The organism is Saccharothrix mutabilis subsp. mutabilis, assembly GCF_039521145.1.
Classification (GTDB): domain Bacteria; phylum Actinomycetota; class Actinomycetes; order Mycobacteriales; family Pseudonocardiaceae; genus Actinosynnema; species Actinosynnema mutabilis.
The window spans coordinates 191,040-217,540 of the sequence record NZ_BAAABU010000009.1 but is presented as its reverse complement, the minus strand read 5'-3'; the positions used below and the strand labels follow the sequence as shown (position 1 = coordinate 217,540).

Below are 26,501 nucleotides of genomic sequence, written 5' to 3'. Positions count from 1 at the left end.
AGCGTCATGCGTTTCCTGATTACCTTGGTCGCGGCCCTCCTGCTGGTCGCCGCACCGGCGCAGGCCACCCCGGGGACCCACGTCGTCACCGGGCACTCGGCCGCACTCCACCCGGAAGGGATCACCTGGGATTCGGTCCGCCGCGCGTTCCTGGTCGGCTCGATCCGGCACGGAACCGTCGAGGTCGTCCGGCGCGACGGCACCACGAAGACGCTGGTCCGCGACCCGCGCATGGTGTCCACGTTCGGCATCCACGCGGTCGGCGCCAAGCTCTACGTCACCTTCGCCGACATCGGTCTCGGCGCCCGGTCCACGCCCGACACCACCTACCGGTCGAGCGGCCTGGCCGTCTACGACCTGGTCACCGGCCGCCTGCTGCACTTCGTCGACCTCGCGCTCGGCGAGGGCCGGCACGGCGCGAACGACGTCGCGGTCGACCGCCGCGGCAACGCCTACGTCACCGACCCGGCCTCCGACGCGATCTACCGCGTGGACCCGCGGGGCCGCGCCTCGGTCCTGCACCGCGACCCGCGCTTCGGCAGCACCACCATCGGCCTCAACGGCATCGTGTGGCACCCGTCCGGCTACCTCATCGCGGGCCGCTACGACACCGGCACGTTCTTCAAGATCCCCGTCGACAACCCGGCGGCGTTCACGGAGATCACCACCGACACCGACCTGACCGGCGCCGACGGCCTGGCCCTGCGCCCCGACGGCACCCTCGCGGTCGTCACCAACGACCTGGGCGCCCCCGGCGCCAACGCCATCACCGTCCTCCGCTCGAAGGACGACTGGCACACCGCCCACACCACCCGCCGCGCCGCCCCGTGGGCCGACGACGAACCCACGACGATCACCCACTCACCCCACGGCAGCTACGCCGTGGACGGCGACCTGGGGGCGCTCCTCAACGGCGCCACGTCCGACAGCTTCACGCTGCGCGAACTGTGATCCGGAAACCCTTTTCCTGATCTTGCCCGTCGAGTAGCTTCCGCCCGGATGACGTGAACACCTGCTCCGGCGGCGGCATCGGGGGACGTCGACAACCCGCAGCGGGCAGAATTCGACCGGGGGGCAACACCTTTGTCCAGTCATGGCACTGGCGCGCGCTCGCGCGCCCTCAGAAAGATCGTCAGAGCGACGACGGCGGGCGCACTGGCGTTCGCCGTCGCCCTCGGCGGCACCACCGCGTGGGCGCAGGACACCGAGCCCACCACTCCGTCGGCCACGGAGACCGTGACGCCGACCCAAACCCCGTCCCCGCCGGAGGAGCCGAGTACGACCCCGACGGAGACCCCGACCGGGACGCCGACGGACACCCCGTCCGCCACCCCGTCGGAGACCCCGAGCACCACCACCGAACCCACCGCTCCGGCGGAGACCGGCACCGAGCCGGCCGACGAGCAGCCCACCCCGGCCGACAAGAAGGCCGGCGTCCTCGACCAGGGGTTGGAGGCGCAGGCCGCGCCCCCGCTGCCCGACCTTCGGGTCACCGCGGCGTTCGACCGCGCCGAGTACCCGGTCGACAGCGAGATGAAGATCCGCGTCACCGTCGAGAACGTGGGCAAGGTGACTGCCACGGACGTCCGGCTGCGCGAGAACAGCCGGAGCCTGACGCTGAAGTCCGGTGCGGTGGAGCTGCACCAGGTTCCCGGGCCGGAACTCGCCCCCGGGCAGCGCCGCACCTACGACCTGGTCGCCCGCCAGTCCTATGACCACGGGTCCAACGACCTCTACTTCCAGATCAAGGCCTACCAGGGGCCGCAGGAGTTCCCCGAGGTCGACGCCAACCCGAACGACAACTACTTCCAGGCCGACGCCCGCGTCCTGCGCGACCGCGGCACGGTGACGGTGGTCGTCTTCAACGACACCAACGGCAACCGCAAGGTCGACGACGGCGAGCGCCGGAGCGGTGTGCCGTTCTACGCCTACGGTGACACGGAGACCCTGCGGCTGAGCGGCACCACTGCGGCCGACGGCACGCTGAAGTTCACGGACACCACCGCCGCGCACTACCGGATCCGGATCGGGTACCCCGAGCCGAAGGTCCCCGCGCCGGGCTTCGCGGAGTTCGACGTGGTGGGCGGCCAGGAGTTGACGGTCCTCGTGCCGTTGGTCGATCCGGTGTCGCTGTCGCTGGTGCCGACGGTCGAGTTCCTGAACGACCCGTACCTGCACGCGGGTGACCCCGTCCAGCTGCGAATCACGCTCAAGAACCAGGGCACGACGCCGCTGAGCCACGTCGTCGCGGTGTGCGGCACGAGGAGCAACGTGCCCGGCCTGTCCAGCGACGGCCCCGGGTGGGCGCCGTTGAACCCGGACGGCCCCGGCGTCTCGCTCCTCCCGGGCGAGACCAAGGTCTTCACCGTCACCGACGTCGTGCCGCAGGCCGCCTACGACGAAGGCCGGCTCGACGCGAACTGCGAGTTCGGCGACAACGCCCGCAACACCGCCGGCTATCGCGGCGCCTCCGACCTCGCCCGGGTCAACGGCCGCTACGGCGACGTCGAGGGCACCCTGGTGCTGGACGAGGGCGACACCGAGCGGCCACTGGCCGACGCCACGGTCCTCGCGCTCGACCCGCGCACCGGGCTGTCGGTCAACCGCGCCTCCACCGACGCCGAGGGTCGGTGGCGGATCGACCGGGTCGTCGCGGGCCGCACGAAGTTCCTCGTCCTGGGCGATTACCAGCCCGCGGACGGCACCGAGTTCGTCCTGGACATCCCGGCGGGCGGGGTCGTGCCGGCTGCGTTCCGGGTCAAGCCCGGCCCGCGCGTCGAGGAGCCGCGCAACGCGCCGAAGCTGGAGGTCACGGCGTCGTTCGACAAGGCCGTGTACGACATCCGCGACGTGTGGACGGCCCGCATCAAGGTCGCCAACACCGGCTCCGGGTCGAGCACCACCGTCTTCTGGACCGAGGACTACGGCACGCGCACCCACCTCGACTACGAGCGCGCCCAGTTCGACCCGCTGAGGGGCCACCAGGGTTACGGCATCCAGTTGTGGCCGGGCGAGTCCCGCGAGATCACCGTCACCGGCACGATCAGCCCGTACATGACGGGTGACACCGTGCGGCTGAAGGGTTCGCTGGGGTACGGCCCTCCCGGTGGGGACACCCCGGGCATCGACCTCACCGCCAAGGTGGCGTTCCAGGCCGGTGACGTCGAGATCCTGGTCTACGGCGACGCCAACGCCAACGGCGCGTTCGACGACGGCGAGGCGCTGCCCGACATGGGTGTGTGGATCGGCGGCGGTGTGCCCAGACGGTCCTTCGACGGCAAGACCGACGGCTCGGGCCGCTACCGGGTGACCGGGGCGTCGGCGGGTGTCCACGAAGTCGACCTGCGCACGGACGACACCGGGTGGGCACGGCCGTTCGACCACTACGACCGGTTCACGGTCGAAGGCGGCAAGACGACCACCGTCGAAATCGGCCTGGTGCGCCCCCTGTCGAACACCCTCAGCGCGTCGCTGGAGTTCGACAAGGAGACCTACCACAAGGACGACAAGATCGACGTCAAGCTGGAGTTCACCAACACCGGGCCGGACGTCCTGGTGAAGATGTTCTGCGCGGGCGAGCTCGGCCTGCCTACCAACCAGCCCGAGTGGGGTCCGTTCGCGTACAACGGCCCCGGCGTGGTGGTGCCCTCCGGCGCGACGAGCGTGTTCCACGTGGTCACCGCGATCCCGTCGTACGCGTCGGGCTCCGGCGTGGTCGGGATGAACTGCTTCTTCGGTCCGGTGGACGGCGACGGCCTGCCGAGGGGCCGTGACATCGCGACGGTGACCGGCGAGGTGTGGACCACCAGCGGGCAGGTGCTGACCGGCCAGTGGCCCTACCAGCCGGTGCCCGGCGTGAAGGTCGTCCTGCTCGACTTCTTCACCGAGCGGCCGGTCGCGCAGGCGGTCGCGGACGATACCGGCGAGTTCACCTTCCCGGACCTCGCCGTCGGCTGGTACACGCCGGTCGTCGTCGGGCCGTGGAAGGTGCGGACGGACCGCCAGTTGCCGCTGTTCCAGGTCGTGAAGGGCAACCAGCAGGCGCAGAACGTGCACGTCGACCCCGGTCCCGAGGTGGCGGACCCCTGGCCGCCGACCGTGCCGGGCGACCCCACGACGCCGACGGTCCCCGGTGACCCGAACGCCGCCGCCGGCGCCAACGCCGCCGGTGGGAGCACCGGCACGAAGCTGGCCGACACCGGTGCGAGCGTGGTCAGCCTCGGCCTGCTGGGCCTGCTCGCCCTGGCGCTCGGGTTCGTCGCGGTCGTGACGGGCAGGCGTCGGACGGCCTGACGCGCGGAGCAGCGCGGAGGGGGCGTGGTCCGCACGGGCCGCGCCCCCTCTGTCGTGCGGGCCACACCGCGGGCGGCCGTTCGGAGTGTTAGCGTCGCTAATCAAATCGGCGAGCGGGGGTGGACGTGACGACGTTGGAAGCGGTCATCGTCGTCCTCGCCGGGGTGTTCGCGGGTGGCATCAACACCGTGGTCGGGTCGGGCACGTTGGTGACCTTCCCCGTGCTGCTGGCCGTCGGGTACCCGCCCGTCACCGCGAACGTGTCCAACAGCCTCGGGCTCGTCCCCGGGTCGCTGAGCGGCGCGTTCGGGTACCGCAGGGAACTCACCGGGCAGGGCGACCGGGTCAAGCGGCTGCTGCCGGCCTCGGTGCTCGGCGCGGTCGTGGGCGCGGTGCTGCTGGTCACCCTGCCGGAGAACGCGTTCTCGGCGATCGTGCCCGTCCTCATCGCCATCGCGCTCGTCCTGGTCGTGCTGCAACCCTGGCTCAACCGCAAGCTCGCCGAACGTGAACGCCACGAGCACGGCGGCCTGTCGCTGTGGGTCGGCGTGTTCCTCGCGGGCATCTACGGCGGCTACTTCGGGGCCGCGCAGGGCGTGCTGGTGATGGGGCTCATGGGCGTGCTCATGAACGAGCACCTCCAACGCATGAACGCCCTCAAGAACGTGCTGACGGCCTTCGTGAACCTGGTCGCCGGCGTGCTGTTCATCTTCATCGCCGACGTGGCGTGGCTCGCCGTCGCGCTGCTCGCGGTCGGGTCCGTCGTCGGCGGTCAGATCGGCGCGAAGGTCGGCCGCCGACTCCCACCGACCGCGCTGCGGGCGGTCATCGTGCTGGTGGGAGTGGCGGCCATCGTCCAACTGCTGGTGAAGGACTAGCCCTCGAACGACTTCGCGGCGGCCAGGAAGGCGTCGTTCTCCTCCGGCTCGCCGATCGTCACGCGGACGCCGTCACCGACGAACGCGCGCACGATCACCTTGTGCGCCAAGCAGTGCTCGTTGAACGCGGCGGTGCGCTCGCCCAGCGGCAGCCACACGAAGTTCGCCTGCGTCACCGGCACCTCGAACCCGGCCGCGACCAGTTCCGAGCGCACCCGCGCCCGCTCGCCGACGATCGCCCGGCACCGCGCCATCAGCTCGTCCTCGGCGTCCAGCGACGCGATCGCCGCCACCTGCGCCAACGCGTTCACGCTGAACGGCACGTAGACCTTGCGCAGCGTCTCGGCCACCGCCGGCGAGGCCACCGCGTACCCCACGCGCAGCCCGGCCAGGCCGTAGGCCTTGGAGAACGTCCGCAGCACGGCCACGTTGTCCCGGCCCGCCGCCCACTGCCGCTTGGCCAGCTCGACGCCGTCCGGGATCGCGTCGTCGTCCACGAACTCCCGGTACGCCTCGTCGATCACGACCAGCGCGTCCCGCGGCACCCGCTCGATGAACCGCTCGATCTCCTCGGTGCGCAACGCCGTGCCCGTCGGGTTGTTGGGGTTGCACACGAACACCAGCCGGGTCTTCGGCGTGATCGCGGCGGCCATGGCGTCGAGGTCCAGGCCGTGGCCCTCGGTCAGCGGCACGCGCACGGCCTGCGCGCCCACGACCTGGGTGATGATCGGGTAGGCCTCGAAGGACCGCCACGGGAACACCACCTCGTCGGCCTCCGTGCAGGTGGCCTGCACCACCTGCTGGCACAGCGTCACGGAACCGCAGCCGACGGCCACGTGCTCCGGAGCCACGCCGAGTTTCTGACCCAGCCGCGCCACGAGGTCGGTGGCGGCGGTGTCGGGGTAGCGGTTCACGGCGGTGGCCGCGTCCGCGATCGCCCGCACCACGCTGGGCAGCGGTCCGGCCGACACCTCGTTGCTGGCCAGCTTGATCGCGCCGGGGATGGTTTTACCGGGCACGTAACTGGGTAGCGCGGAGAGGTCTGCGCGGGTTCGCACGGTCATCCGAGGGCTCCTTCCGGTTCTGACCAGGACGTTAGCCGCTCAAGACCCGGATGGGGCATACCGGCCGTCTGGTTGCTCACGTTGACTGCGGTTCACCTCCACGTGGAAGGGTTGCCCCATGACACCTACCCGCACCGAGACGCTCTCGCTCACCGACGGCCGCACGCTGCGGCTGACCGTCGCCGAGCCGGAGAACGTCGTCCGCGGCGGCATCGTCGTGCTGCACGAGGCGCGCGGCGTGACCGACACCGTCCGGGGACTGGTGAGCAGCCTGGCCGGCGAGGGGTGGCTCGCGGTCGCCCCGCACCTCTACCACGGGGCGGAGGACGAGCCGGCCGACGCGGACGAGCGGGCGGGCTTGCTGTCCGGCGAGTCGGTGCTGGCCGACACCGACGTGGCGTTCGTCTGGCTGGGGCAGCGCGGCGTGAGCGCCGACCGCCTCGGCGTCATGGGCTTCGACCTGGGCGGATCGGTCGCGATGGTGGTTGCGGGAAGCCGAAGCATCGGCGCCGCGGTGACCGTCGGCGGCGGCGGCATCCTCGCGCCGCTGGCCGAGGGGCTGCCGTCGCTGGTGGAGGTCGCGGAGGAGCTGACCTGCCCGTGGCTGGGGCTCTACGGCGACGACGACGCGGAGATCCCGTTCACGGACGTGGAGAAGCTCCGCGACGCCGCCGCGGCGGCCCCGGTCGCGACCGACGTCGTCCGCTTCCGGCACACCAGCCACCGCTTCGACACCACCCCGGCGGCCAGCGCGGAAGCCTGGCAGCGGGCCCTCAACTGGTTCGACTCCCACCTGCGATGACGGCTCCTCACAAGAGTCTTTACAGCGGCTTGGAACCGGACGTGCTTCCCGGTACATCTAAGGAGTGCGTCCGGAACGCCGAGGCGGGCGCGGTGGCTGGGTAACGCGCGGCGCGGCTACGGCGAAGTGCGCAGTGCAGGGGGTAACTGATGAGCGACGGGAACACCGTTCCACTGACACATCCCGCACCACCGGTGAACGCGCCGTACCCGGTGCCGGACACGTCCACGACACAGGTGATCACGCCGGCCGACCTGCCGCAGAACGCGGTGGGTCCCTTCGGGGCACCCGCCGACGGCGCGACGGTGACGTTGAGCGCGCCCGCGCTGTCCGAGCAGCCGCCCTACGCGCCGGCCCCACCGTTCGCGCCGCCGCCCACCGAAGCGCCGACCCAGGTGACGACACCGCCGATCGCCGACGCGCCCACGTACGTGACGCCGCCGCCGGTCGCGCCGGCCCCCGCGACCCCACCGGCCCCCGCGCCCCCGACGGCTCCCGCCGACGCGCCGACCACCTCGACGGGCACTGACCAGTCGGCTACCCAGGTGATCAAGCCGGAGACGCTCGCCGCCGCCAACCCGACCTTCGCCAACTCCGCCGAGACCGACCTCCAGAAGGCCACCACCGCCCTGGACGCGGTCGACAAGGGCGAGGTCAAGCTCGACCTGGACAAGCAGGCCGTGCAGGACCTGGTCAAGCTGATCACCCAGGCCCGCGACCTGGTCGACGGCGTGCACCGCACCGCCGTGGACAACCTCGACGTGGAGCTCAAGTTCGGCAACAACTGGGTCGGCGAGGCGATCAGCCGCCGGCTGCGCGAGGTGGCCGTCGGCGACGACCGGTCGGCCGTCTCCGTCATCGGCGACTTCCTGGACGTGCTGTTCGAGGTCGAGAAGACCATCCGCGACGCCGCCCGCAACCTGGAGGACGCGGACGACGAGGCCGCGGACGCGTTCGGCAAGGCCGGGGAGGTCAAGGGCCCGTGAACGACCACAAGAACGGCGACAACGGTCAGCACAACGGCCACGACAAGCCCAGCGACCTCGGCCAGAAGGTCGACTGGATGACCTACTCGCACGAGGCCCTCTACAAGATGATCCACGAGGGCGTCGACCTGAAGGCCGCCGGTTCGGCGCAGGCCGACTGGACCGCCGTCGGCAAGCAGCTCGCCGACGTGCACGAGCTGCTCGCGCGCGCCATCGCCCAGTCCCAGCAGGCGTGGTCCGGCGAGTCGGCCGACCGCGCGCGGGAGGCGCTGGAGTCGGTGGAGAAGTGGGCGCTGAACACCAGCGACCACGCCGAGAACGTCGCCAAGTGCATCGGCGACGAGATCCAGCACGTCCAGACCGCGCGCGAGATGATGCCCGCGCCGGTCCCCGCGCCGCCGCTGCCCGACCCGGCCGTCCCGCCGGCCACCGGCGGCCCGCTCACCGGCGCCCCGACGCCGGTCGCCCCGACGCCCGTGCGCTCGCCGCTGGTCTCGGCCCGCCGCCCGCTGGTGGACGGCGGCTACGAGGACCGCCTGCCCGTCGACAGCCTGCGCGAGCCGGTCGAGCCGGTGCCCGCGCCCACCGCGCCGACCAGCCCGTTCACCGGCATCGACCGGGTCGGCGCGCCCGCCGTGGACTCCGTGCTGACCGCCGACGCCTCGCACCGCCAGGCCGCCGAGGTCATGGCGATGTTCCAGCAGAACTCCTACCTGGTGGACCGGACCGTCCCGTCGTTCGTGCCGCCGCCCAACCCGGTGGCCGCGCCGACCACGCCGCCGGTGGCCCCGCCGACCGGACCGGGCACGCCCCCGCCGGACACCTCCGGCGGGCACGTCGTCGCCGGCCAGCCCCAGTCGCAGCCCGGCCGCGAGCACACCGCCCCGCAGCAGGGCCGCGGGTCCGGCGGGCGCGGCGGCTACGCGCCCGGCCGCATGCCCGTGCCCGTCATGGGCGGCGCGGCCGGCGGCGGTGGCGGCCCGCTGGGCAGCCCCGCGGCGACGCCCGGCTTCGTCGGCGACCGGACCGGCAGCGCCCACCCGGGCAGCGTGACCAGCCAGTTCTCGTCGTCCAAGGCGGTCACCCCGCAGTCGGGCATGATCGGCGCGGCGCCGATGGCCGCCCCGCCGCCGGTCGCGGGCGGCTCCGCCGGGTCCAACGAGCGCAACCGGCCCGGGTACCTGGAGGAAGAGGACAACGTGTTCGGCGTCGACCGCAAGGCCGCTCCCCCGGTGATCGGCCTGTGACCGACAGAGTCTTCCGGTTGAGCACCCTGGAGTTCTTCCTGCTCTGGCAGGCGGTCCACCGCGAGGCTCACCCGGTCCCGCTCGGCACCCGGCACTACGGCCACACCCAGCAGGAACGCGCGCGGCTCGTGGAGACCACGTCCCGCGAGCTGTTCGCGCGCGGCCTGGGCACCGTGCAGCGGCCCGACGAGGAGCTGTACGGCGTCCTGCGCGGCCTCGCGGAGTTCGAGATCGGCCTGGAGGTCGTGTTCACCCGCGGGGGTGAACAGGCACGCGGCCTGGCCACCGCCGCGTGGCACGGCGCGTTCGCGGGCCGGGTCGGCGAGCAGGTGCAGGTGACCGGGTTCCGGCCGACCGCGCTGGCCGCCACCACCGTCGGCACCCTCCCGCCCGCGCCGCCCGGCTCCGGCCGCTCGGTCAACGTCCGCTGGGACGACTACCTGGCGGCGGGCCGCGCCGGCGAGCAGGACGGCACCGAGGGCTTCCTGGACGTGCTGCGCCGCGCCGGCCTGCGCGAACCCGAGGCGAACACGCTCATGCGCGCCGTCACCACCCGCCGCGGCGGCGGCCAGGTCGGCGTGATCGCCCGCAACCGCAACGGCTACCTGCACCCGACCGGCGACACCGTGTCGTGGCTGGACACCGCCGACGGCCGGTACCTGGTCCGCCGCGACGGCACGTGGCTCGTCGTCGCGCCCGTGGACGCCGCGCGCCTCGCCTCCGCCGTGGAACACCTGGTGGCGGGCGCCAGCCGCAACTGAACCGGTGTGTGGTTGGCGACTGTGGTTCCGGGCGCTCCGATGAGCTAGGAACTTCAGGTATGACCGACATGCGTGCCGGCACCGCCGCCGGCGAGGCAGAGCTGCTGTGGCGTCCCGACCCCGACCGGGTCGCGGACAGCCGCATGGCCGCGTTCCGCACCTGGCTCGCCGACGAGAAGGGCCTCTCCTTCGCCGACTACTCGGAGCTGTACGAGTGGTCCGTCACCGACCTGGAGGCGTTCTGGGGCGCTCTCGCCGAGTTCTTCGAGGTGGCTTTCCACAGCGCGCCCACGGCCGTCCTGGGCGCCCGGACGATGCCCGGCGCGGAGTGGTTCCCCGGCGCGACCCTGAACTACGCCGAGCACGCGTTGCGGCACGACACCGACGACCTCGCCGTGATCTTCCACCGCGAGGACGGGCTGGCGGCCCAGCTGACCTACCGCGAGCTGCGCCGCCGCGTGGCGGCCGTGCGGGCCGGGTTCGTGGAGCTGGGCGTGGGCCGCGGCGACCGCGTGGTGGCCCTGGTGCCCAACTCGCCGGAGGCCCTGATCGCGTTCCTGGCGGCGGCGTCGCTGGGCGCGGTGTGGTCGTCGTGCTCGCCGGACTTCGGCGCGCGGGCGATCGCCGACCGGTTCACCCAGATCGAGCCGACGGTGCTGGTCGCCGTGGACGGGTACCGGTACAACGGGCGCGGGTTCGACGTGCGGCCGACGGTGGAGAAGCTGCGGGCGGAGATCCCGTCCCTTCGCGCCACCGTGCTGGTCGACTACCTGGGCGGCACCCTGCCCGGGACGGTCGCGTGGGACTCGCTGCTCCGCGAGCACGCCGACGCCGACCTGGCGTTCGAGCCGGTGCCGTTCGACCACCCGCTGTGGGTGCTGTACTCGTCCGGCACGACCGGCCTGCCCAAGGGCATCGTCCAGGGGCACGGCGGGATCGTGCTGGAGCACCTGAAGATGCTGGCGCTGCACAGCGACCTCGGCCCGGGAGACCGGTTCTTCTGGTTCACCACGACCGGCTGGATGATGTGGAACTTCCTGGTGTCCGGCCTGCTGGTGGGCACCACGATCGTGCTGTTCGACGGCAGCCCCGCGCACCCGGACCTGTCGGTCCTGTGGCACCTGGCCGAGCAGCACCGGGTGACGTACTTCGGCACGTCCGCCCCGTACATCCAGTCGTGCCTAAAGGAGGACCTCAAGCCCGCGACCCGCTACGACCTCACGGGCCTGAAGGTGGTCGGCTCAACCGGCGCGCCGCTGACCCCCGAGGGCTTCCGCTGGATCGCCGACGCGGTCGGGCGGGACGTCCAGATCGCCTCGGTGTCCGGCGGCACGGACCTGTGCACCGCGTTCGTCGCCGCCGCGCCGGACCTGCCGGTGTGGCTGGGCGAGCTGTCGTGCCGGGCGCTGGGCGCGGCCGTGCGGGCGTACGACGAGTCCGGGAACGAGGTGGTCGACCAGGTGGGCGAACTGGTGATCACCGAGCCGATGCCGTCCATGCCGGTGTTCTTCTGGGGCGACGAGGACGGGTCGCGGCTGCGCGAGGCGTACTTCGACACGTACCCGGGCGTGTGGCGGCACGGCGACTGGATCCGCGTCACGCCGCGGGGTTCGGCGGTCATCTACGGCCGCAGCGACTCCACCCTGAACCGCGGCGGGGTCCGGATGGGGACCAGCGAGTTCTACCGGGTAGTGGAGGGCGTCGAGGGCGTGCTGGACTCGCTGGTGATCGACACGTCCGGTGCGGGCCAGACCGACGGCGAACTGCTGTGCTTCCTGGTCCTGGCCCCCGACGTCGAGTTGTCGACCGTCGAACCGCTCCTGAAGAGCGAACTGCGCACCAACCTGTCCCCACGCCACGTCCCGAACCGCTTCATCGCCGTGGATGAGGTCCCGAGGACCCTGAACGGCAAGAAGTGCGAGGTCCCGGTCAAGAAGATCCTGGCCGGAACCCCGCCGGAGAAGGCCGTGAGCAGGGACGCCCTGCGCAATCCGGACGCCCTGACCCCGTTCCTGGCGCTGGCGTCGGAATGATCGAGGGAGACGTACGCCACAAGTGCGCCTCCTGAACCCCCGGTGAACTCCCCCTCCACACCCTCTGACCAGCGCGGATGGGTGTAGGAGGGGGGCGTTTTGCTAGTAGGGCACCGGCATGTGTAACCTATGCGTCGTACCGCAGGGCTCCGGGAGGCTTCGCCTAGTCTGGTCTATGGCGCCGCACTGCTAATGCGGTTTGGGTTTACCGCCCATCCCGGGTTCAAATCCCGGAGCCTCCGCAACACCCGACCCCGGTCGGGTGACAATTGAAGAACGATGCGCTCGTAGCTCAACGGATAGAGCATCTGACTACGGATCAGAAGGTTGCAGGTTCGAATCCTGCCGAGCGCGCTCCTCAAGAACCGCCGCGAGAACCTCGCGGCGGTCTTGCTTTGCCGCTTACCCGCCGCAAACCCGCGCGACGGGCCGTGCGTCCTGGTACACGTCCCACACCGTCCACCCGGCAGAGACCAACAGCACACCCACCGCCAGCGCGAGGATGACGACAAGCACCACACCAAGAGGGCGAACCGCCGCCCTCCCCACCAGAGCCACCCCCACGGCAGCCACGACCGCAGCCGCGACACCACTCCACGCGTAGACGTACGAACTGGCCGGCATCGGCAGGGAGCCGTCACACAGGTGCGCCGTGCGCTGGTGAAACGCCGCTAGCACCGCATGCGCCTGCGCACTGAGCAGCACGCTCCCCACAGCGGCAAGAACCGCCACACCGGCCCAAGACCTCCACCTGATCCCGGTGGTCATTCCGCCTCCCAGTGCAGGTCGTCCAGCGCCTCGGCCGTCCGCTCGATGACACCGACGAGGTGATCGGACCAAGCCTGCCGGCACTCGGCGAGCGCCCCGGACGAGAGCCAGCCCCGGTTGGCCGACGCGGCGGTCGAGCTGGGTTCGAGTGAGTTGGCGACGTTCTCACGCGCGCCCGCGACCGCGTCGTCCACGTCGTCGGCTGCTTGGCGCAGTGCGCTGAACTGTTGCTCGCCCAAGCCCCGCTCGATGTGCCTCTCCCGAGCGCGGCCAGGTCGTCGGCTTGTGTCGCGCCCTCGACGGCGTCGCGGGTCATGCTTTGTCCGCGAAGTTACGCCGGCGGAAGGGGCGTTTGGCAACGTAGATGTGGTGAAGCGTGACCGGCTCGGTGAAAGCAAAAGGTGGTGTCTGCACCACCACGGGGCGGGCGCTGTCGAGATGTTCGGCGCGGGTTTCCGTTCCTAGGTTCGACCTCGACAATCTCGAAGCGTTGAGGGGAACCGGAATGCGGTGGATCGGTGTCGTCGCGGCTGTCGCGGTGGCTGTGGGGCTGGGTGGGCAGGCGGTTGCGGCTCCGGGGGGCCAGGGGGCGGCCGGGGTTCGGCAGGCCATGGGTGAGGTCGTGGCGGCCGGTGGGGTCGGTGTGGTGGTTCGGGTCAACGATCGGCGGGGTGTGTGGGTGGGTAGTGCTGGGGCGCGGGAGTTGGGGAGTTCGGTGCAGCCGTTGCCCGGCGGGCGGTTTCGGGCCGGGAGCATCACCAAGACGTTCGTGGCGACCGTGGTGTTGCAGCTCGTCGGTGAAGGGAAGGTCCGGCTGGACGAACCGGTCGCCGACCACCTGCCCCGGTTCGGGCTCGACCGCCGCATCACGGTCCGCATGCTGTTGCAGCACACCAGTGGCCTCTTCAACTACACCGGCGACGTGAAGGCCGACGGCACACCCGACCCCGGCCTCCCCCTGTGGGGCCGCGAGTACGTCGACAACCTGTTCCGCACCTACGAAGCCGACGACCTCGTCCGCACCGCCCTCGCCAAGCCCGCGCGGTTCGAGCCGGGCGCCCGCTACGCCTACTCCAACACCAACTACGCCCTCCTCGGCCTGCTCATCGAGAAGGTCACCGGCACCGAGTACGCCACGCAGGTCGAGCGGCGCATCCTCAAGCCCCTCGGCCTGCACGGCACCACCCTGCCCGGCACGCGCACCGGCATCCCCGGCCCGCACGCCCGCGGCTACATGGCCTTCCCGGAGAACGGTCGGCTCCAGGTCGTCGACATCACCCGGATGAACCCGTCCTGGGCGGGCGCGGCGGGCGAGATCATCTCGACCACCCGCGACCTCGACGCGTTCCTCACCGCCCTGCTCGGCGGCCGGCTGCTGCGGCCCGACCTGTTGGCGCAGATGCGCACCTCGCTGCCGACGCCGGTGCCCGGCGAGCAGATCGGGCTCGGCCTGTTCCGCAACGACTTCGCCCCGGGCTGCACCGCCTTCGGCCACACCGGCGGCACCCAGAGCGCGACCTCGTACATGTACAGCACGGCCGACGGCGCCCGTCGCATCGAGTTCTCGATCACCCACGGCGCCATCGACCCGTTCGACCCGGCGACGCGACAGCGGTTCGAGGCCGCCCACAAGAAGCTCGCGGCCACCGCGCTCTGCGACGAGTAGGCACAAGAGCGAGAACCGCCGCGAGGGCATCGCGGCGGTTCTCGTGCGCAGGGTCGGGACCCGCTCAGGGGCGCTGCCAGATCTGGTACGGCAGGCCCTTCTTGCCGTTGACCACGATCCGGATGTACGGGTTGTTCATCTTGATGCAGCCGTACTTGACGATGCAGTTCTCCACCTTGCCCTGCATCGTGGACGCGTAGTGCGGCGTGTTCTTACCGCTCTGCGTGTTGCTCACCAGACCACGGTCGTAGTTGAAGCCGTCGTTGTTCTTGATGTAGTGCCGGCGCTCCTTGATCGTCACCTTGCCGCTCGCCGACCAGCAGTAGTGCAGCACCTTGTGCCATTCGAACGCCTTCGCGCCCAACAGGGTCTTGTAGGAGATGTAGCGGTCCGCGCGGTGGCAGCCGGACTTGCCGGCCTTCCCGCCCGTCGCGGTGGACACCTCGTGGACCTTCGTCTTGGCCGGGTCGACGACCTGGCGCGCCACGTCGCGGTTCTTCGCCAGCGCCTTGCGGTCGGCGTCGGTGAGCTTGCCGGTGCGGGCGAGGTTGTCCAGCGCGCTCACGGTCTCCGCGCCCAGGCTCGCGCGGTCGGCCTGCGTCGCGGCGACGGGGACGATCTCGGGGGCCCGGTCGGACGCGCTCAGCGCGACCGCGCCCAGCACGCCGGCGACGGCCAGCGCCAGGGCCGACTTCTTGCCGAACCTCTTGAGCAGGGTGATCAAAGCCTTCTCCTCGGTAGGGGTGACGAGCGGAGGTCGCTCGACTCGAAGGCAATCCGTGCGAACCGGTGTCCGACAAGCGGTCCCGGCGCTCCAGGACTGTCCCGGACGACCGGGTCATGTCAAACATGCTTGACACCATGTCGGCCCTGCTTGACACTGGCTCGTGTCAAGCCTGCTTTACATCGATGGGGGTCGGGGTGTCGTACGAAGAGCGCGGGACATGGGTGTACCTGCTGGTCACCGCCGGGACATGGGCGGCGTACGCGGTCGTCCTGCTCAACCGGGACGGCCCGCTGGTCGACGTCACCTACAAGGGCGCGCTGCTGTGGGCGATCGGCCTGGCCATCGTCGGGACCGTCGTCGCGCGGATCCTGGTCGAGGTCTTCACGCGTGGCGACCAGAAGACCGACGAGCGCGACCGGGACGTCAACCGGCGCGGCGAGTACGTCGCCGGGACCGTGCTCGGGGTGGCGATGGTCGGCCCGCTCGCGCTGACCCTCGCCGAGGCCCGGCACTTCTGGAACGCCAACGCGATGTACGCGGCGTTCGTCCTCGCGGCGGTCGTCGGCAGCGTCGTCAAGCTCGTCGCGTACCGGCGGGGGTTCTGAGTGGGCAAGCCGACGAAGGTCACCAACTCGATCCGGGCGCTGCGGTTCGCGCACGGGGAGATGACGCAGGCGGAGCTGGCGAAGGCGGTCGACGTCACCCGCCAGACCATCATCGCCATCGAGCAGGGCAAGTACTCGCCCTCGCTGGAGATGGCGTTCCAGATCGCGCGCGTGTTCGGCGTGCCGCTGACCGACGTGTTCCAGTACCCGGAGGGGTGAGCCAGGTGAAGGCCGTTGTGCACCAACGCTACGGAGCGCCCGAGGACGTGCTCGTCGTGCGGGACGTCGAACCGCCCGAGCCGCGCGCGGTGCCGGCGTGACCGCGTTCGAACCGGGGGACGAGGTGTTCGGCCGGCACGGCGGCACCTGCGCCGAACTCGTGGCCGTGCCCGCGGCCCAGCTCGTCGCCAAGCCCGCGAACCTCACGCCGGCCCAGGCCGCCGCCGTCCCGCTCTCCGCCTTCACCGCGCTCCAGGCCGTCCGGGCGGCGACCGGGCGGGAGCTGCTGATCTCCGGCGCGTCCGGCGGCGTCGGCACGTACGCGGTCCAGATCGCCAAGGCGCGGGGCGCGGAGGTGACGGGGATCCGCGGGCCCGCCAAGGCGGACCTGGTGCGCGACCTCGGCGCGGACCGCGTCCTCGACCACACCCGCGGCGAGTGGGGCGGCCGGTACGACTCCCTCATCGACGTCTACGGCAACCCGTCCCTCAAGGACTGCGGACGCGTCCTCAAGCCCGGCGGGGCGCTCGTCCTCGTCGGCGGCACGGGCGGCAAGTGGTTCATGGGCACCGACCGGTGGCTGCGCGCCCTGCTCGCCGCCCCGTTCCGCCACTTCAAGGTGAAGGTCCTGGTGCACAAGGACAGCCGGGACGGCCTCCTCGCCCTCAAGGATCTCATCGAGGCGGGCGACGTGCGCCCGGTGCTGGACCGGGTCTACCCGCTCGACGAGGTCCCGCGCGCCATCGAGGCCGTGCGGCGCGGCGAGGTCCGCGGCCAGGCCGTGGTCAGCCTCGCAGTTCCGCCAGCACCCCGTCGGTGAACGGCGTCCACGCCGCCACCGCCCACTCGCCGAACGGCCGGTCGGCCAGCGCCACGCATGCCGCGCCGGCGTCCGGGTCGATCCACAGGAACGTGCCGCTCTGCCCGAAGTGGCCGGCGGTCCGCGGCGAGCTGGTCGTGCCGGTCCAGTGCGGCGACTTGTCCGCCCGGATCTCGAAACCCAGGCCCCAGGCGTTGTCCTTCTGCATGCCGTAGCCGGGCAGGACACCGCGCAGGCCGGGGAACGCCACCGACACCGCCTCGGCCACCAGCCCGGCGGAGACCAGCTTCGGGGCCTGCACCTCGGCGGCGAAGCGGACCAGGTCGTCCACGGTGGACGTGGCGCCGGCGGCGGGGGAGGCGTCCAAAGTGGACGACGTCATGCCCAGCGGCGTGAACACGGCCTCGGCCAGGTAGTCCGCGAACGGGATGTCGGTGGCGGCGGCCACGGTGTCCGCCATCAGCTCGAAGCCGGTGTTGGAGTAGATCCGCTTGGTCCCGGGCGCGGCCTGCACCGCGGCGGAGTCGAACGCCAACCCGGACGTGTGCGCGATCAGGTGGCGCAGCGTCGAACCCTCCGGCCCGGCCGGCTGGTCCCACTCCACCGCCCCCTCCTCCACGGCCACCAGCACCGCGTACGCCGTGAGCAGCTTCGTCACCGAGGCCAGGGGGAAGCGGTGGTCGGTGGGGCCGGTCGCGCCGAGCACCCGCCCGGAGGCGTCGACGACCGCCGCCGCCGCCGTCTCGACCGGCCACCGGGACACCGCGTGCAGACTCTCCATGCCGCAGACTCTGCCATGTGTCACCCCGTGAGCTGGTCGTGCTTGGCACCGCGAGCCAGGTACCCACCCGCACCCGCGCCCACAACGGCTACCTGCTGCGGTGGGACGACGAGGGCTTCCTGTTCGACCCCGGCGAGGGCGCCCAGCGGCAGATGCTGATGGCCGGCGTGCCCGCGCGGGACGTCACCCGCCTGTGCGTCACGCACTTCCACGGCGACCACTGCCTGGGCGTGCCCGGCGTGGTGCAACGCCTGTCCCTCGACCGCGCGCCGCACCCGGTGCACGCCTACTACCCGGCGTCCGGCGAGGAGTACTTCGGGCGGCTGCGGCACGCCAGCTCGTTCTTCGACACCCTGGACCTGCGCGAGGTGCCGGTGGACGGTCCGGGCGTGGTCGCGGAGGGCCCGTTCGGCGTCCTGGAGGCGCGGCGGCTGGACCACGTGATCGAGACCTACGGCTACCGCCTGGTGGAACCGGACGGCCGGCGCATGGTCCCCGAGCTGCTGGCGGCGCGCGGCATCAGCGGCCCGGCCGTGCGGGCGCTGGAACCGCCGCTGCTGGACGAGGTCAGCGTGCGGCGGCCGGGGCAGCGGTTCGCGTTCGTCATGGACACGCGGCTGCGCGACGGGGTGTACGAGCTGGCGGACGGCGCGGACCTGCTGGTGATCGAGTCGACGTTCCTGCACGCGGACGAGCGGCTGGCGGTCGACTACGGCCACCTGACCGCGCGGCAGGCGGCGCGGGTGGCGGCCGAGTGCGGGGTGCGCAAGCTGGTGCTGACGCACTTCTCGCAGCGCTACACCGACCCCGGGGCGTTCCGGGCGGAGGCGGCGGAGGTGTTCGACGGCGAGTTGGTGGTCGCCGCCGACCTCGACCGGGTGCCAGTGCCCAAACGACGCTGACCGCGCGCCGACTACTGGCCCCCGCCCGGCCCGCCCGCCTCGCCCTGCCCGCCCTGCCCGCCTGCCTGCCCGCCCGCCTGCCCGCCCGCCCTGCCCGCCTGCCCGCCCGCCCTGCCCGCCTGCCCGCCCTGCCCGACCGCCTGCCCGCCCTGCCAGCCCGCCCGCCAGGCCTGCCTCGCCCGGCCCGCCTACCCCGCTGCCCCGGCTGGCCCGCCTGCCCGGCCGCGAGCCCGGGTCAGTGGCGGCGTTCGGCGGCCCACTGGTCGGCGACGATCTCCGCCAGGCCCGACTCGCGCGGCTCCCAGCCCAGGCCGCGCAGCTTCGCCGTGTCGGCCCGCAGCTCCCGCGTCTCACCGGGGTGGGCGGGGCGGCGGACGACCTCGACCGGGTTCCCGGTGCCGCGCTCCACGGCGGCCAGCACGTCGTTCACGCTCGCCGGGGTCGCCCCGACGTTGTAGGCCTCGCACCGACCCGGCTCGGCGGTCTCCAGGGCCAGCACGAACGCCCGGGCCGCATCACGGACGTGGACGAAGTCGCGCACCGCCGTCCCGTCCCCGTAGACCTCCAGCGACGGCACCCGGCCCGCCGCCACCCCGCACGCCCGCGTCACCAGCCGCGTGTCGTCCCGGTCGCCGCCGCCCGCGATGTTGAACAACCTCAGCACCGCCCCCGCCACGCCGGTCCGCGCGGTCCACGTGAGGGCGTCCTCGGCGGCGGCTTTCGTGGCCGCGTAAGGGTTCGTCGGCACCCGCGGGTGGTCCTCCGCCAGCACCGGGCCGCACGGCGTCCCGTACACCCCCGCCGTGGACGCCAGGACGAACCGGGGCGCTCCCGCGCGCAGCAGCCGCAGCGTGCCGGTCAGGTTGACGTCGTAGTAGTCGAGGGGATTGTTGAACGATTCCCTGATCCGGACGAGCGCCGCCAGGTGCACCACCCCGTCGCACGCCGGCACCTCGGCGGAGCGGACGTCGCCCGCGAACGGCACCACCTCGTGCCCGGCCCCGGTGAGTTGTTCGACAACGCGACGACCCAGGTAGCCCCGGCTGCCGGTGACCAGAACACGCATGCCGGACATTCCAACACGATCACCCGTTCGGCGATGCACAGGCCGTCAACCACCCGGTCGGGCGTCAGCGAACCGGTGGAAATTGACCCTAAAGGTGTTGTTGGCGGCGGCCGATACAACCCAAGTGAGTTACCCGCACCCAGCCATGCACACGAGCATCGAGGGCGTTCTCGCGGAACACGCCGTGCACGAGGCCAAGCGGCAGCGCTTCCTGGAGACCGCCGCGGCGATCGTCGCCGCCGCACCGCCGTCGCTCGACGACACGCTGCTCGGCCTCCTCCTCCAGGTGCCCCAGACCGACCACCGCAAGGCCTTCCTGATCCAGGTTGACCAGGTGCTTCGCGCCGCCGCTCGATGATCTCGCGCGGCGGGTTCCACCGCCATCGGCAAGTTTCATCCGGTCGTTGCCAGACCGTGCTAGGCCGATCCACTCGCGGACCTCTACAGTGCGTGACACCCGGCGCTCGCCGGTTGTCTCGTCTGCTTCTCATAAAGCGAGTTCTCGGCGATGGATCATGTCCTTTCCGCGCTCCACGCGCGCCTCGGCACCTTGTTCGGCGACCGGCTGGTCGTGCTCGCGGGCGGTACCCGGCTGAGTACGCGCGCGGGTGAGCTGCACCAGCTGGGTGCCCGCCATACGCTCGTGCTCTCGACGGACGACCACGCGCCGCTGCACGACTCCGAGGTGGCCCGCTGGGTGCCGCTGGGCATCGCGGGCGGGTTCGTCGCCGTCGAGCAGAACCGCCTGACGCGGCTGCTCACCTCGCCCAACCGCCGCGTCCGCGAGGTCCTGGAGGACTTCGACCCGACCGGCGACGCGCTGGTGATCAGCACCCCCTACGTGCACACGCCCGAGTTCGCGGGCCGGCCCGTGCTCAACGCGCGCCGCCCCGAATGGGTGGACCTGGAGAACAAGACCACGATCGACGCGCTGTGGGACGAGCTGTCCGCGCCGCGCGCACCGGCCGTGGTGCTCGACCTCGACTTCGAGGGCCTGTGGGACGCCACGCTCAAGCTCGACCGCGGCGCGGGCGTCGTCTGGTCCGGCGACGGCCCGGCGATCAACGGCGGCGCGAACTTCGTGCGCCGCGTCCGCGACCGCGAGGAGGCCCTGGACGCGTTCCAGGTGCTCGCGCCCAAGTGCGAGTTCGTGCGGGTGATGCCGTTCCTGGAGGGCATCCCGGTCAGCGTGCACGGCATCGTCTTCCCCGACGGCACCGCCGTGCTGCGCCCGATCGAGATGGTCGTCCCGCGCCGCGCGGGCCAGGCCCGGTTCCTCTACGCGGGCTGCGCGTCGTACTACGACCCGCCGGCCCGCATCCGCGAGGAGATGCGCAACCTGGCGCGCCGCGTCGGCGAACGCCTGCGCGAGACGGTCGACTACCGCGGCACGTTCACCCTCGACGGCATCGCCACCGCCGACGGCTTCCTGCCCACCGAGATCAACACGCGCTACGGCGGCGCGATGGTGTGCTTCGAGGACGCCCTGCCGCAGCTGCCGCTGGCGCTGGTGCAGGTCGCCCTGGTCGCCGGGCACGACCTGGGCGTGTCGTCCATCGAGTTCGAGGAGCTGCTGGTCGGGGCGGCGGACGCGTTCCGGCACGGCTCGGTCGGCGCGAACGTGCGCGCGCTCAACCCGACCGAGACGGTGGAACGCCCGATCGTGTTCACCGAGTGGTCGTGCCGCTTCGCCCACCCCGACGAGACCCCGCACGGGTACCTGCGGCTGCGCCCGTCGCCGCTGGGGGCCCGGCTGGAGCTGGACTTCGTCGCCGACCAGCTCAACCTGGGCCGGCCGGTGGTGGCCCTGACGGTGGCCGCCTTCGCCCTGGCCGACCAGGAGTGGGGCACCGCGCTCGGCCCGCTGGAGCCGGCCGTCCCGGTCGCGGTCGAGGACGAGGTCCTGAACCCGGTGGTCGAGCTGGGCGCGGTCACGGCGTAGGCGCCCGCCGGCGGGCGGGTCAGCCGTAGGCCGCGCGGAACGCGTACCGGTAGCCCATCAGCTGCGCCGTCACGACGGGCGGCTGGTGGGCCGGGTACGCGCCGCTCTCGTAGCGGGCCAGCTCCTCGGGGTCGCCCTGCGCGATGGCGTAGGCCCAGGTGTCGTCCGTGCCCTCGTCCAGCAGCAGGTGCAGGGCGACGCACGCCGCCTCCACCAGCAACTGCGGGTGGGTGCCGGCGAAGGCGATGCCCTGCGCCACGTCCACGACGTGCTTGGGCACCACCTCGGGCACCGCGACGGCCAGGGCGAGCGCGCACGCCACCTCCGCACCGGCCAGCGCGTCGAACACCTTCGGCGCGCCCTTCGCGACGGCGTACCGCGTCTGGGTGATCCAGTCCGGCGGCAGGCGGGGCAGCTCGCGGCGCACCGGGTTCCAGTGGCGGCGGGTCCGCTTGCCGTCGTCGGTGAACCCGGCGCCCGCCAGGGCCATCGCGGCCAGCAGGAACACCACCCGGTCCCGCGCCGCGCCGGGCACCTTGTAGTTGGCCGCCAGCTCGACCAGGAACGGCACGGCGTGGAAGCTCGCCTCCGACACCGTGTCGTCGTCCAGCAGCCGGCTCTCCAGCTCCGCGATCGCGTCCGGGTCGCCTTCGGCCGTCGCGCGCAGCAGGTCATCGACACCGGGACCGTGGTCCAAGTCGGACCACGGCACTTTGTCCAAGCCGCGCAACGGGTCTGGTCGTTGCCAGGCGGGTGGCAGCGCTGCGTCCAATTGCCGCTCCTTCGTCGCGGAGGCTCGGCCGCCGGCGGGCCGGTGCGTCGCGGGGCGTTCGGGTCAGATCGAAGAACATGATCGGTCCCGAACGCGCCGCGACACACCGGCGCGGCCTCGCGTGCCGGGCAAGCTACGTGATCCACCCGGCCGGCACCCGGCAACCGCGCACGGGGGATTTGGTGTCGCGCCGTAGGATCGCCGGGTGCGCGGACCCAGCTACAAGGTCGTCGACCTGTTCTCCGGCGCGGGCGGGATGAGCCTCGGGTTCCAAGCGCACCGCGACTTCACCGTGGTCGGCGCGGCCGACGCGCAGATCGGCAAGCCGTCGTCGCGGCTGGGCTCGTTGCGCTGCAACGGGACCTACCGCGAGAACATCGGCGTCGACCCGCTCCAGGTGGACCTCGGCCGGCTCGACCCCGCCGTGCTGCGGCAGGTCTGGAACCTCCGCCGGGGCGAGCTGGACGTGCTGGTCGCCTGCCCGCCGTGCTCCGGCTTCACCCGCATCTCGCCCGCCAACCACCTGCGCGACGACCCGCGCAACTCGCTGGTCGGCCGGGTGGCGGCGTACGTGGCGGAGTTCCGGCCGCGGGTCATGCTGCTGGAGAACGCCCGCGAGCTGGTGAAGGGCAAGCAGCGCCACCACCTGGACGGCCTGGTCGACCAGCTCGTCGAGCTGGGGTACGAAGTGGACGCGAGCTGCCACATGCTGTCCCGCTTCGGGCTGCCGCAGCTGCGCGAGCGCGCGATGGTCGTCGCCGTGGACACCGGCGTCCCGCTGCGCACCATGGAGGATCTCTGGTCGGGCTGGGAGGTCCGGCCCGGCGCGGTGACCGTCCGGCGCGCGATCGGCAAGCTCCCGCCGGTTGAGGCGGGCGTGGCGGACCCCGAGGACGCGATGCACGTGTCGCCGTCGTTCCGCAGCGCGAAGTCCCTCGAACGCATGATGGCGATCCCGGCCGACGGCGGCTCGTGGGGCGACCTGGTCGGCTCGCCCGCCGAGGAGCTGCTCAACCCGGCGCAGCGCAAGATCATCGACGACGGCAAGTGGGGGTCCCACCCGGACGTCTACGGGCGCATGTGGTGGGACGAGCCGGCGCGGACCATCAAGCGCGAGTGCGGGCACGTCGGCAACGGCCGGTACGCGCACCCCGTGCAGCACCGCCTGTGCACGGTCCGCGAGATGGCGCTGTTGCAGGGGTTCCCGCGCAAGTTCCGGTTCGACGTGTCCATCATCGGCAACGCTTACCGCCACTTGGGGGATGCCGTTCCCCCGTTGGTGTCATACCAGCTCGCGGCGCTGTGCAAGTGGATCCTGAGTGGACAGCCGCCGACGGCGAAAGACCTGTGCCTGCCCGGGACCTCGTTGCGCGTGGGGGACATCCGGCCGATCGGCGCGGCCGAACTGGTCGCCTAGATCACTTTTCGGCAACGGACCGGCGTCGGTTTGTTCCCGCGGGTTTCCGCGTCGGTGGTCCACACCAGCCCTGACCTGCGGTGATCTGTTCCGGCTGGACTGGTCGAGACCTTTCGCCGGTAGGCGAAACGGCCGCCCGGCCCAAGCGTGGACCCCGTTTCGATCGTCCCTTGTGGACTGTCCACTCGCGTTTTGGCTGCTCGTAGCCACTGCTACACAGAGTGTCACCCACACCTGTTCGGGGGTAACTCGATCGGATAGTGTTCCGCCGATTCCTGTCGATTCGGTGTCGGAGCCCCTGCCAGGCGGTCCCCCGAAGACGACTCGAAGCCCGCCGCCTCGAACCACACCAACGGGCTACTCGCGAGCCTCAAGGAGACACATGGCACCCCGGTTGACCCTGAAGCGCGTAGGGGCTGCGGTCCTTGGCGCCTCTCTGTTCGCTCTGACCACCGCGCTCCCGGCCGTCGCCGACGCGGTCGAGGTGAAGCCGCACCCCTCCGCCGACATCCAGGGCATGGGTGTGCACCTGCAGAAGAAGAAGGCGGACGGCAAGCTCGAAGACTACGACGGTGGCAAGCCGGTCAACACCGAGCTCATCGGTCTCCTGATCAAGGAAGGCGGCGAGAAGGACACCGCTGTCGCCTACTGCGTCGAGCTGCCCACCGGTCTGGAGGACGGCACCCCGCTGATCGAGGCTCCGTGGGGCGAGCACCCCAACCCGGACTCCACGTTCCCCGAGAACGCGGCCAAGGTGAACTGGATCCTCCACCACAGCTACCCGAAGCTGCCCTACAAGGACGCGGCGAAGGAGCTGGGCGCCGAGGGCGCGAAGGAGAGCGCGGTGATCGCGGCCACGCAGGCCGCCATCTGGCACTTCACCGACGGCGCGGTGCTCAAGGAGAGCGACCCGACGGTCGAGCCGGACGACGTCGACGCCGACGTGCTCGCCATGTACAAGAAGCTGACGGAGAACAACCCGGGCCTCGACCAGGAGCCCAACCCGACGCTGAAGATCGACCCGAAGGAGCTGGAGGGCAAGGCCGGCACGCTGATCGGCCCGTTCGTCATCAGCACCACGGCGGTCACCGGCACCATCGAGGCGAACCTGCCGACCGGCGTCACGTTCACCGACAAGGACGGCAAGAAGCTCGACGTCGCCGCGAAGGGTGACCTCACCGCCGCCTCCCAGGTCAACATCGCCGAGGTCTACGTCAAGGTCGACGAGGGCGTCGCGCCCGGCGAGGTCGAGTTCACCGTCCGCGCCACCGCGGAGCTGCAGCACGGCCGCCTGTTCGTGGGCAAGGACGGCAAGAAGACCCAGTCGCTGGTGATCGCCAAGCCGACCCCGGCGTCGGTCAAGGACACCGCGAAGGTCAAGTGGACCGAGGGCACCCAGCCGACCACGCCGTCGGAGACCACCACGACGACGACCACCACCACGACCACGGCCCCGACGACCACCACCACCCCGGCCCCGGCCGCCGGTGGCGGTGACGACGACCTGGCCTCGACCGGTGCGTCCATCTTCGTGCCGCTGCTGATCGGCCTCGGCCTGCTCGGCGCCGGCGCCGCCGCACTGATCATCGTGCGCCGCAAGAAGACCGCCTGATAGGCGACAGCTCGACGAACGGCCCCCTCGGGACTCCCGAGGGGGCCGTTCCGCGCTCGGGGCTGGTCCGGCGGTTTGGGACTGGCCCGGCGGTTCGGGCTGGGCTGGCGGTTCGGGCTGGTCCGGCGGTTCGGGGCTGGGCGGGCTGGGTGGGCTGGGTGGGCTGGTCCGGCCGGGTCGGCGGTTCCGGCCGGGTCACGGGGTGGCTCCTGGTTCACGGCCACGGGACGTGGTCGACCAGGCGACGGCGAGCCATCTCCGCACGCCGGCGGTAGCGTTTGGCGCTGGGGACGCGGGGGCGATTCGGGTAGCCTGCGTCAGGAGTGCGAAGGAGCACGATGAACTTCGACGAGATCAAGAACAAGGCGTCCGAGCTGCTTGAGGAGAACCACGAGAAGGTGGACCAGGGCATCGACGCCGCGGCCGACTTCATCGCGGGGAAGTTCGGTCACGAGGAGCAGGTCAAGCAGGTGGCCGAGAAGGCCAAGGACATCCTTCCGGGTGGAGCGTGAACTCGTTCAACACGGCTGAGCGGGTCACCCAGACCGGGGAGGCCCGCTCTCCTTCCGCGCAGATCGTGACCTGGCAGGGGTACGACGTGCCCCGGCTCGAACAGGTCCGCTTCCTGCTGTCGGAGCGCAAGCTGCGGGCGTCCGGCCGGATCGTGACGGCGGGGCCGGAGGAGCAGTTCAGCGGCTCGTTCGAGGTCAGCGTCGGCGAGACCGGCAACGTGACCCGGCTGCTGCTGCGCACCGCCACCGTGTCCGAGGAGCGCCAGATCTCGGTGTCCCGGTCCTCGGAGGGCGTCTGGCTGGTCGACCACGGCCAGGGCGCCGAGCGCGCCGACTTCGACGGGGCGGTGGACGTGGACGTGCAGTCCGCGGTGCTGTTCAACGCCATCCCCATCCGGCGGCTCAACCTCCAGACCGAGCCCGGCGAGCACGAGCTGCCGGTGGTCTACGTGACGCTGCCCGACCTGTCGGTGCGGCTGGTGCGCCAGAAGTACCGGACCGTGTCGGTGGGCGACGAGCACTCCGTGGTGTCGTTCGAGAGCGGTGACTTCCGCCAGGACATCACCGTGGACCGCACCGGCCTGGTCGTCGACTACCCGGGCATCGCCTACCGCATCTGACGCGCCGG

The 26,501-nt window shown here is 71.8% G+C and carries 25 protein-coding genes and 2 tRNA genes; 21 read left to right on the top strand and 6 right to left on the bottom strand.

The window, feature by feature from the left end:
* Window positions 1-6 precede the first annotated feature (6 nt).
* The 3 genes from ABD126_RS21755 to ABD126_RS21745 all read left to right on the top strand — a co-directional run bounded on the left by ABD126_RS21755 (window position 7) and on the right by ABD126_RS21745 (window position 5,171).
* Window positions 7-951, top strand: a complete 945-nt coding sequence (locus ABD126_RS21755; protein ID WP_343935702.1) for an SMP-30/gluconolactonase/LRE family protein — start codon at window positions 7-9, stop codon at window positions 949-951.
* A gap of 285 nt (window positions 952-1,236) precedes the next feature.
* On the top strand, window positions 1,237-4,293 hold the full coding sequence (locus ABD126_RS21750; RefSeq protein ID WP_343935701.1) for a carboxypeptidase-like regulatory domain-containing protein: 3,057 nt from the start codon (window positions 1,237-1,239) through the stop codon (window positions 4,291-4,293).
* Between the two features lie 125 nt (window positions 4,294-4,418).
* Window positions 4,419-5,171 (top strand): sulfite exporter TauE/SafE family protein, encoded by a 753-nt coding sequence (locus tag ABD126_RS21745; RefSeq protein WP_343935700.1) that lies wholly within the window; start codon window positions 4,419-4,421, stop codon window positions 5,169-5,171.
* On the opposite strand, the gene hisC is transcribed toward ABD126_RS21745, so the two are convergent.
* Window positions 5,168-6,235: a histidinol-phosphate transaminase gene (hisC, locus tag ABD126_RS21740; protein WP_343935699.1), complete on the bottom strand. Its 1,068-nt coding sequence runs from the start codon at window positions 6,233-6,235 to the stop codon at window positions 5,168-5,170. The genes ABD126_RS21745 and hisC overlap by 4 nt on opposite strands.
* Window positions 6,236-6,353: 118 nt before the next feature.
* Here hisC and ABD126_RS21735 point away from each other — a divergent pair, with 118 nt between their 5' ends.
* The 7 genes from ABD126_RS21735 to ABD126_RS21705 all read left to right on the top strand — a co-directional run bounded on the left by ABD126_RS21735 (window position 6,354) and on the right by ABD126_RS21705 (window position 12,418).
* Window positions 6,354-7,037, top strand: a complete 684-nt coding sequence (locus tag ABD126_RS21735) for a dienelactone hydrolase family protein (protein ID WP_343935698.1) — start codon at window positions 6,354-6,356, stop codon at window positions 7,035-7,037.
* Between the two features lie 149 nt (window positions 7,038-7,186).
* Window positions 7,187-8,023 carry a hypothetical protein gene (locus tag ABD126_RS21730; protein WP_343935697.1) on the top strand — a complete coding sequence of 279 codons (837 nt, stop codon included), beginning with the start codon at window positions 7,187-7,189 and terminating at the stop codon, window positions 8,021-8,023.
* Window positions 8,020-9,270, top strand: coding sequence for a PPE domain-containing protein (locus ABD126_RS21725; protein WP_343935696.1), 1,251 nt, complete (start codon window positions 8,020-8,022; stop codon window positions 9,268-9,270). The genes ABD126_RS21730 and ABD126_RS21725 overlap by 4 nt, the downstream gene beginning before the upstream one ends.
* Entirely contained in the window at window positions 9,267-10,031 is a 765-nt protein-coding gene (locus tag ABD126_RS21720; protein ID WP_343935695.1) for an ESX secretion-associated protein EspG, read from the top strand. The genes ABD126_RS21725 and ABD126_RS21720 overlap by 4 nt, the downstream gene beginning before the upstream one ends.
* Before the next feature lie 59 nt (window positions 10,032-10,090).
* Window positions 10,091-12,064: an acetoacetate--CoA ligase gene (locus ABD126_RS21715; RefSeq protein ID WP_343935694.1), complete on the top strand. Its 1,974-nt coding sequence runs from the start codon at window positions 10,091-10,093 to the stop codon at window positions 12,062-12,064.
* A 152-nt stretch (window positions 12,065-12,216) separates the two neighbouring features.
* Window positions 12,217-12,306, top strand: a tRNA-Ser gene (locus ABD126_RS21710).
* A 39-nt stretch (window positions 12,307-12,345) separates the two neighbouring features.
* Window positions 12,346-12,418, top strand: a tRNA-Arg gene (locus ABD126_RS21705).
* Window positions 12,419-12,828: 410 nt separating this feature from the next.
* Here the strand turns inward: ABD126_RS21705 and ABD126_RS21700 are convergent.
* On the bottom strand, window positions 12,829-13,071 hold the full coding sequence (locus tag ABD126_RS21700) for a hypothetical protein (protein ID WP_343935693.1): 243 nt from the start codon (window positions 13,069-13,071) through the stop codon (window positions 12,829-12,831).
* Between the two features lie 266 nt (window positions 13,072-13,337).
* On the opposite strand from ABD126_RS21700, the gene ABD126_RS21695 reads away from it, so the two are divergent.
* Entirely contained in the window at window positions 13,338-14,498 is a 1,161-nt protein-coding gene (locus tag ABD126_RS21695) for a serine hydrolase domain-containing protein (protein WP_343935692.1), read from the top strand.
* A gap of 64 nt (window positions 14,499-14,562) precedes the next feature.
* On the opposite strand, the gene ABD126_RS21690 is transcribed toward ABD126_RS21695, so the two are convergent.
* Window positions 14,563-15,222, bottom strand: a complete 660-nt coding sequence (locus ABD126_RS21690) for a hypothetical protein (protein WP_343935691.1) — start codon at window positions 15,220-15,222, stop codon at window positions 14,563-14,565.
* Window positions 15,223-15,419: 197 nt separating this feature from the next.
* On the opposite strand from ABD126_RS21690, the gene ABD126_RS21685 reads away from it, so the two are divergent.
* The 3 genes from ABD126_RS21685 (at window position 15,420) to ABD126_RS21675 (ending at window position 16,869) form a co-directional block, all read left to right on the top strand.
* Window positions 15,420-15,830 (top strand): hypothetical protein, encoded by a 411-nt coding sequence (locus ABD126_RS21685; protein WP_343935690.1) that lies wholly within the window; start codon window positions 15,420-15,422, stop codon window positions 15,828-15,830.
* Complete coding sequence (locus ABD126_RS21680) at window positions 15,831-16,049, top strand: helix-turn-helix transcriptional regulator (RefSeq protein WP_425542855.1); 219 nt, start codon at window positions 15,831-15,833, stop codon at window positions 16,047-16,049.
* A gap of 97 nt (window positions 16,050-16,146) precedes the next feature.
* Complete coding sequence (locus ABD126_RS21675; protein WP_343935689.1) at window positions 16,147-16,869, top strand: NAD(P)-dependent alcohol dehydrogenase; 723 nt, start codon at window positions 16,147-16,149, stop codon at window positions 16,867-16,869.
* Here ABD126_RS21675 and ABD126_RS21670 read toward each other — a convergent pair.
* On the bottom strand, window positions 16,835-17,650 hold the full coding sequence (locus ABD126_RS21670; protein WP_343935688.1) for a serine hydrolase domain-containing protein: 816 nt from the start codon (window positions 17,648-17,650) through the stop codon (window positions 16,835-16,837). The genes ABD126_RS21675 and ABD126_RS21670 overlap by 35 nt on opposite strands.
* A 17-nt stretch (window positions 17,651-17,667) precedes the next feature.
* On the opposite strand from ABD126_RS21670, the gene ABD126_RS21665 reads away from it, so the two are divergent.
* Window positions 17,668-18,552 carry a ribonuclease Z gene (locus ABD126_RS21665; protein ID WP_343935687.1) on the top strand — a complete coding sequence of 295 codons (885 nt, stop codon included), beginning with the start codon at window positions 17,668-17,670 and terminating at the stop codon, window positions 18,550-18,552.
* A gap of 235 nt (window positions 18,553-18,787) precedes the next feature.
* Here the strand turns inward: ABD126_RS21665 and ABD126_RS21660 are convergent, their stop codons facing one another.
* On the bottom strand, window positions 18,788-19,618 hold the full coding sequence (locus tag ABD126_RS21660) for an NAD-dependent epimerase/dehydratase family protein (RefSeq protein WP_343935686.1): 831 nt from the start codon (window positions 19,616-19,618) through the stop codon (window positions 18,788-18,790).
* Window positions 19,619-19,763: 145 nt separating this feature from the next.
* Between ABD126_RS21660 and ABD126_RS21655 the strand changes: the two genes are divergently transcribed.
* Together ABD126_RS21655 and ABD126_RS21650 are read left to right on the top strand one after the other, a co-directional pair.
* Window positions 19,764-19,976, top strand: a complete 213-nt coding sequence (locus tag ABD126_RS21655) for a hypothetical protein (protein ID WP_343935685.1) — start codon at window positions 19,764-19,766, stop codon at window positions 19,974-19,976.
* A gap of 150 nt (window positions 19,977-20,126) precedes the next feature.
* Window positions 20,127-21,560 carry a hypothetical protein gene (locus tag ABD126_RS21650; protein WP_343935684.1) on the top strand — a complete coding sequence of 478 codons (1,434 nt, stop codon included), beginning with the start codon at window positions 20,127-20,129 and terminating at the stop codon, window positions 21,558-21,560.
* A 19-nt stretch (window positions 21,561-21,579) separates the two neighbouring features.
* Here ABD126_RS21650 and ABD126_RS21645 read toward each other — a convergent pair whose 3' ends face one another.
* Window positions 21,580-22,332: a hypothetical protein gene (locus tag ABD126_RS21645; protein WP_343935683.1), complete on the bottom strand. Its 753-nt coding sequence runs from the start codon at window positions 22,330-22,332 to the stop codon at window positions 21,580-21,582.
* Between the two features lie 205 nt (window positions 22,333-22,537).
* On the opposite strand from ABD126_RS21645, the gene ABD126_RS21640 reads away from it, so the two are divergent.
* The 4 genes from ABD126_RS21640 to ABD126_RS21625 all read left to right on the top strand — a co-directional run bounded on the left by ABD126_RS21640 (window position 22,538) and on the right by ABD126_RS21625 (window position 26,493).
* Window positions 22,538-23,749, top strand: coding sequence for a DNA cytosine methyltransferase (locus ABD126_RS21640; RefSeq protein ID WP_343935682.1), 1,212 nt, complete (start codon window positions 22,538-22,540; stop codon window positions 23,747-23,749).
* Between the two features lie 382 nt (window positions 23,750-24,131).
* Window positions 24,132-25,361 carry a thioester domain-containing protein gene (locus tag ABD126_RS21635; RefSeq protein WP_343935681.1) on the top strand — a complete coding sequence of 410 codons (1,230 nt, stop codon included), beginning with the start codon at window positions 24,132-24,134 and terminating at the stop codon, window positions 25,359-25,361.
* Window positions 25,362-25,699: 338 nt separating this feature from the next.
* Complete coding sequence (locus ABD126_RS21630; RefSeq protein ID WP_343935680.1) at window positions 25,700-25,873, top strand: antitoxin; 174 nt, start codon at window positions 25,700-25,702, stop codon at window positions 25,871-25,873.
* The gene (locus ABD126_RS21625) at window positions 25,870-26,493 is read left to right on the top strand and encodes a putative glycolipid-binding domain-containing protein (RefSeq protein ID WP_343935679.1); all 624 of its coding nucleotides are present in this window, start codon (window positions 25,870-25,872) and stop codon (window positions 26,491-26,493) included. The genes ABD126_RS21630 and ABD126_RS21625 overlap by 4 nt, the downstream gene beginning before the upstream one ends.
* Window positions 26,494-26,501: the final 8 nt, after the last annotated feature.

Excerpts from the sequence above, each read along its gene's own strand:
- ABD126_RS21695 (WP_343935692.1), top strand. The coding sequence starts at position 13,338 with ATGCGGTGGATCGGTGTCGTCGCGGCTGTCGCGGTGGCTGTGGGGCTG.
- ABD126_RS21655 (WP_343935685.1), top strand. The coding sequence starts at position 19,764 with ATGCACACGAGCATCGAGGGCGTTCTCGCGGAACACGCCGTGCACGAG.
- ABD126_RS21635 (WP_343935681.1), top strand. The coding sequence starts at position 24,132 with ATGGCACCCCGGTTGACCCTGAAGCGCGTAGGGGCTGCGGTCCTTGGC.
- hisC (WP_343935699.1), bottom strand. The coding sequence starts at position 6,235 with ATGACCGTGCGAACCCGCGCAGACCTCTCCGCGCTACCCAGTTACGTG.
- ABD126_RS21670 (WP_343935688.1), bottom strand. The coding sequence starts at position 17,650 with ATGGAGAGTCTGCACGCGGTGTCCCGGTGGCCGGTCGAGACGGCGGCG.
- ABD126_RS21650 (WP_343935684.1), top strand. The coding sequence starts at position 20,127 with ATGGATCATGTCCTTTCCGCGCTCCACGCGCGCCTCGGCACCTTGTTC.
- ABD126_RS21730 (WP_343935697.1), top strand. The coding sequence starts at position 7,187 with ATGAGCGACGGGAACACCGTTCCACTGACACATCCCGCACCACCGGTG.
- ABD126_RS21715 (WP_343935694.1), top strand. The coding sequence starts at position 10,091 with ATGACCGACATGCGTGCCGGCACCGCCGCCGGCGAGGCAGAGCTGCTG.
- ABD126_RS21755 (WP_343935702.1), top strand. The coding sequence starts at position 7 with ATGCGTTTCCTGATTACCTTGGTCGCGGCCCTCCTGCTGGTCGCCGCA.
- ABD126_RS21735 (WP_343935698.1), top strand. The coding sequence starts at position 6,354 with ATGACACCTACCCGCACCGAGACGCTCTCGCTCACCGACGGCCGCACG.
- ABD126_RS21630 (WP_343935680.1), top strand. The coding sequence starts at position 25,700 with ATGAACTTCGACGAGATCAAGAACAAGGCGTCCGAGCTGCTTGAGGAG.
- ABD126_RS21660 (WP_343935686.1), bottom strand. The coding sequence starts at position 19,618 with ATGCGTGTTCTGGTCACCGGCAGCCGGGGCTACCTGGGTCGTCGCGTT.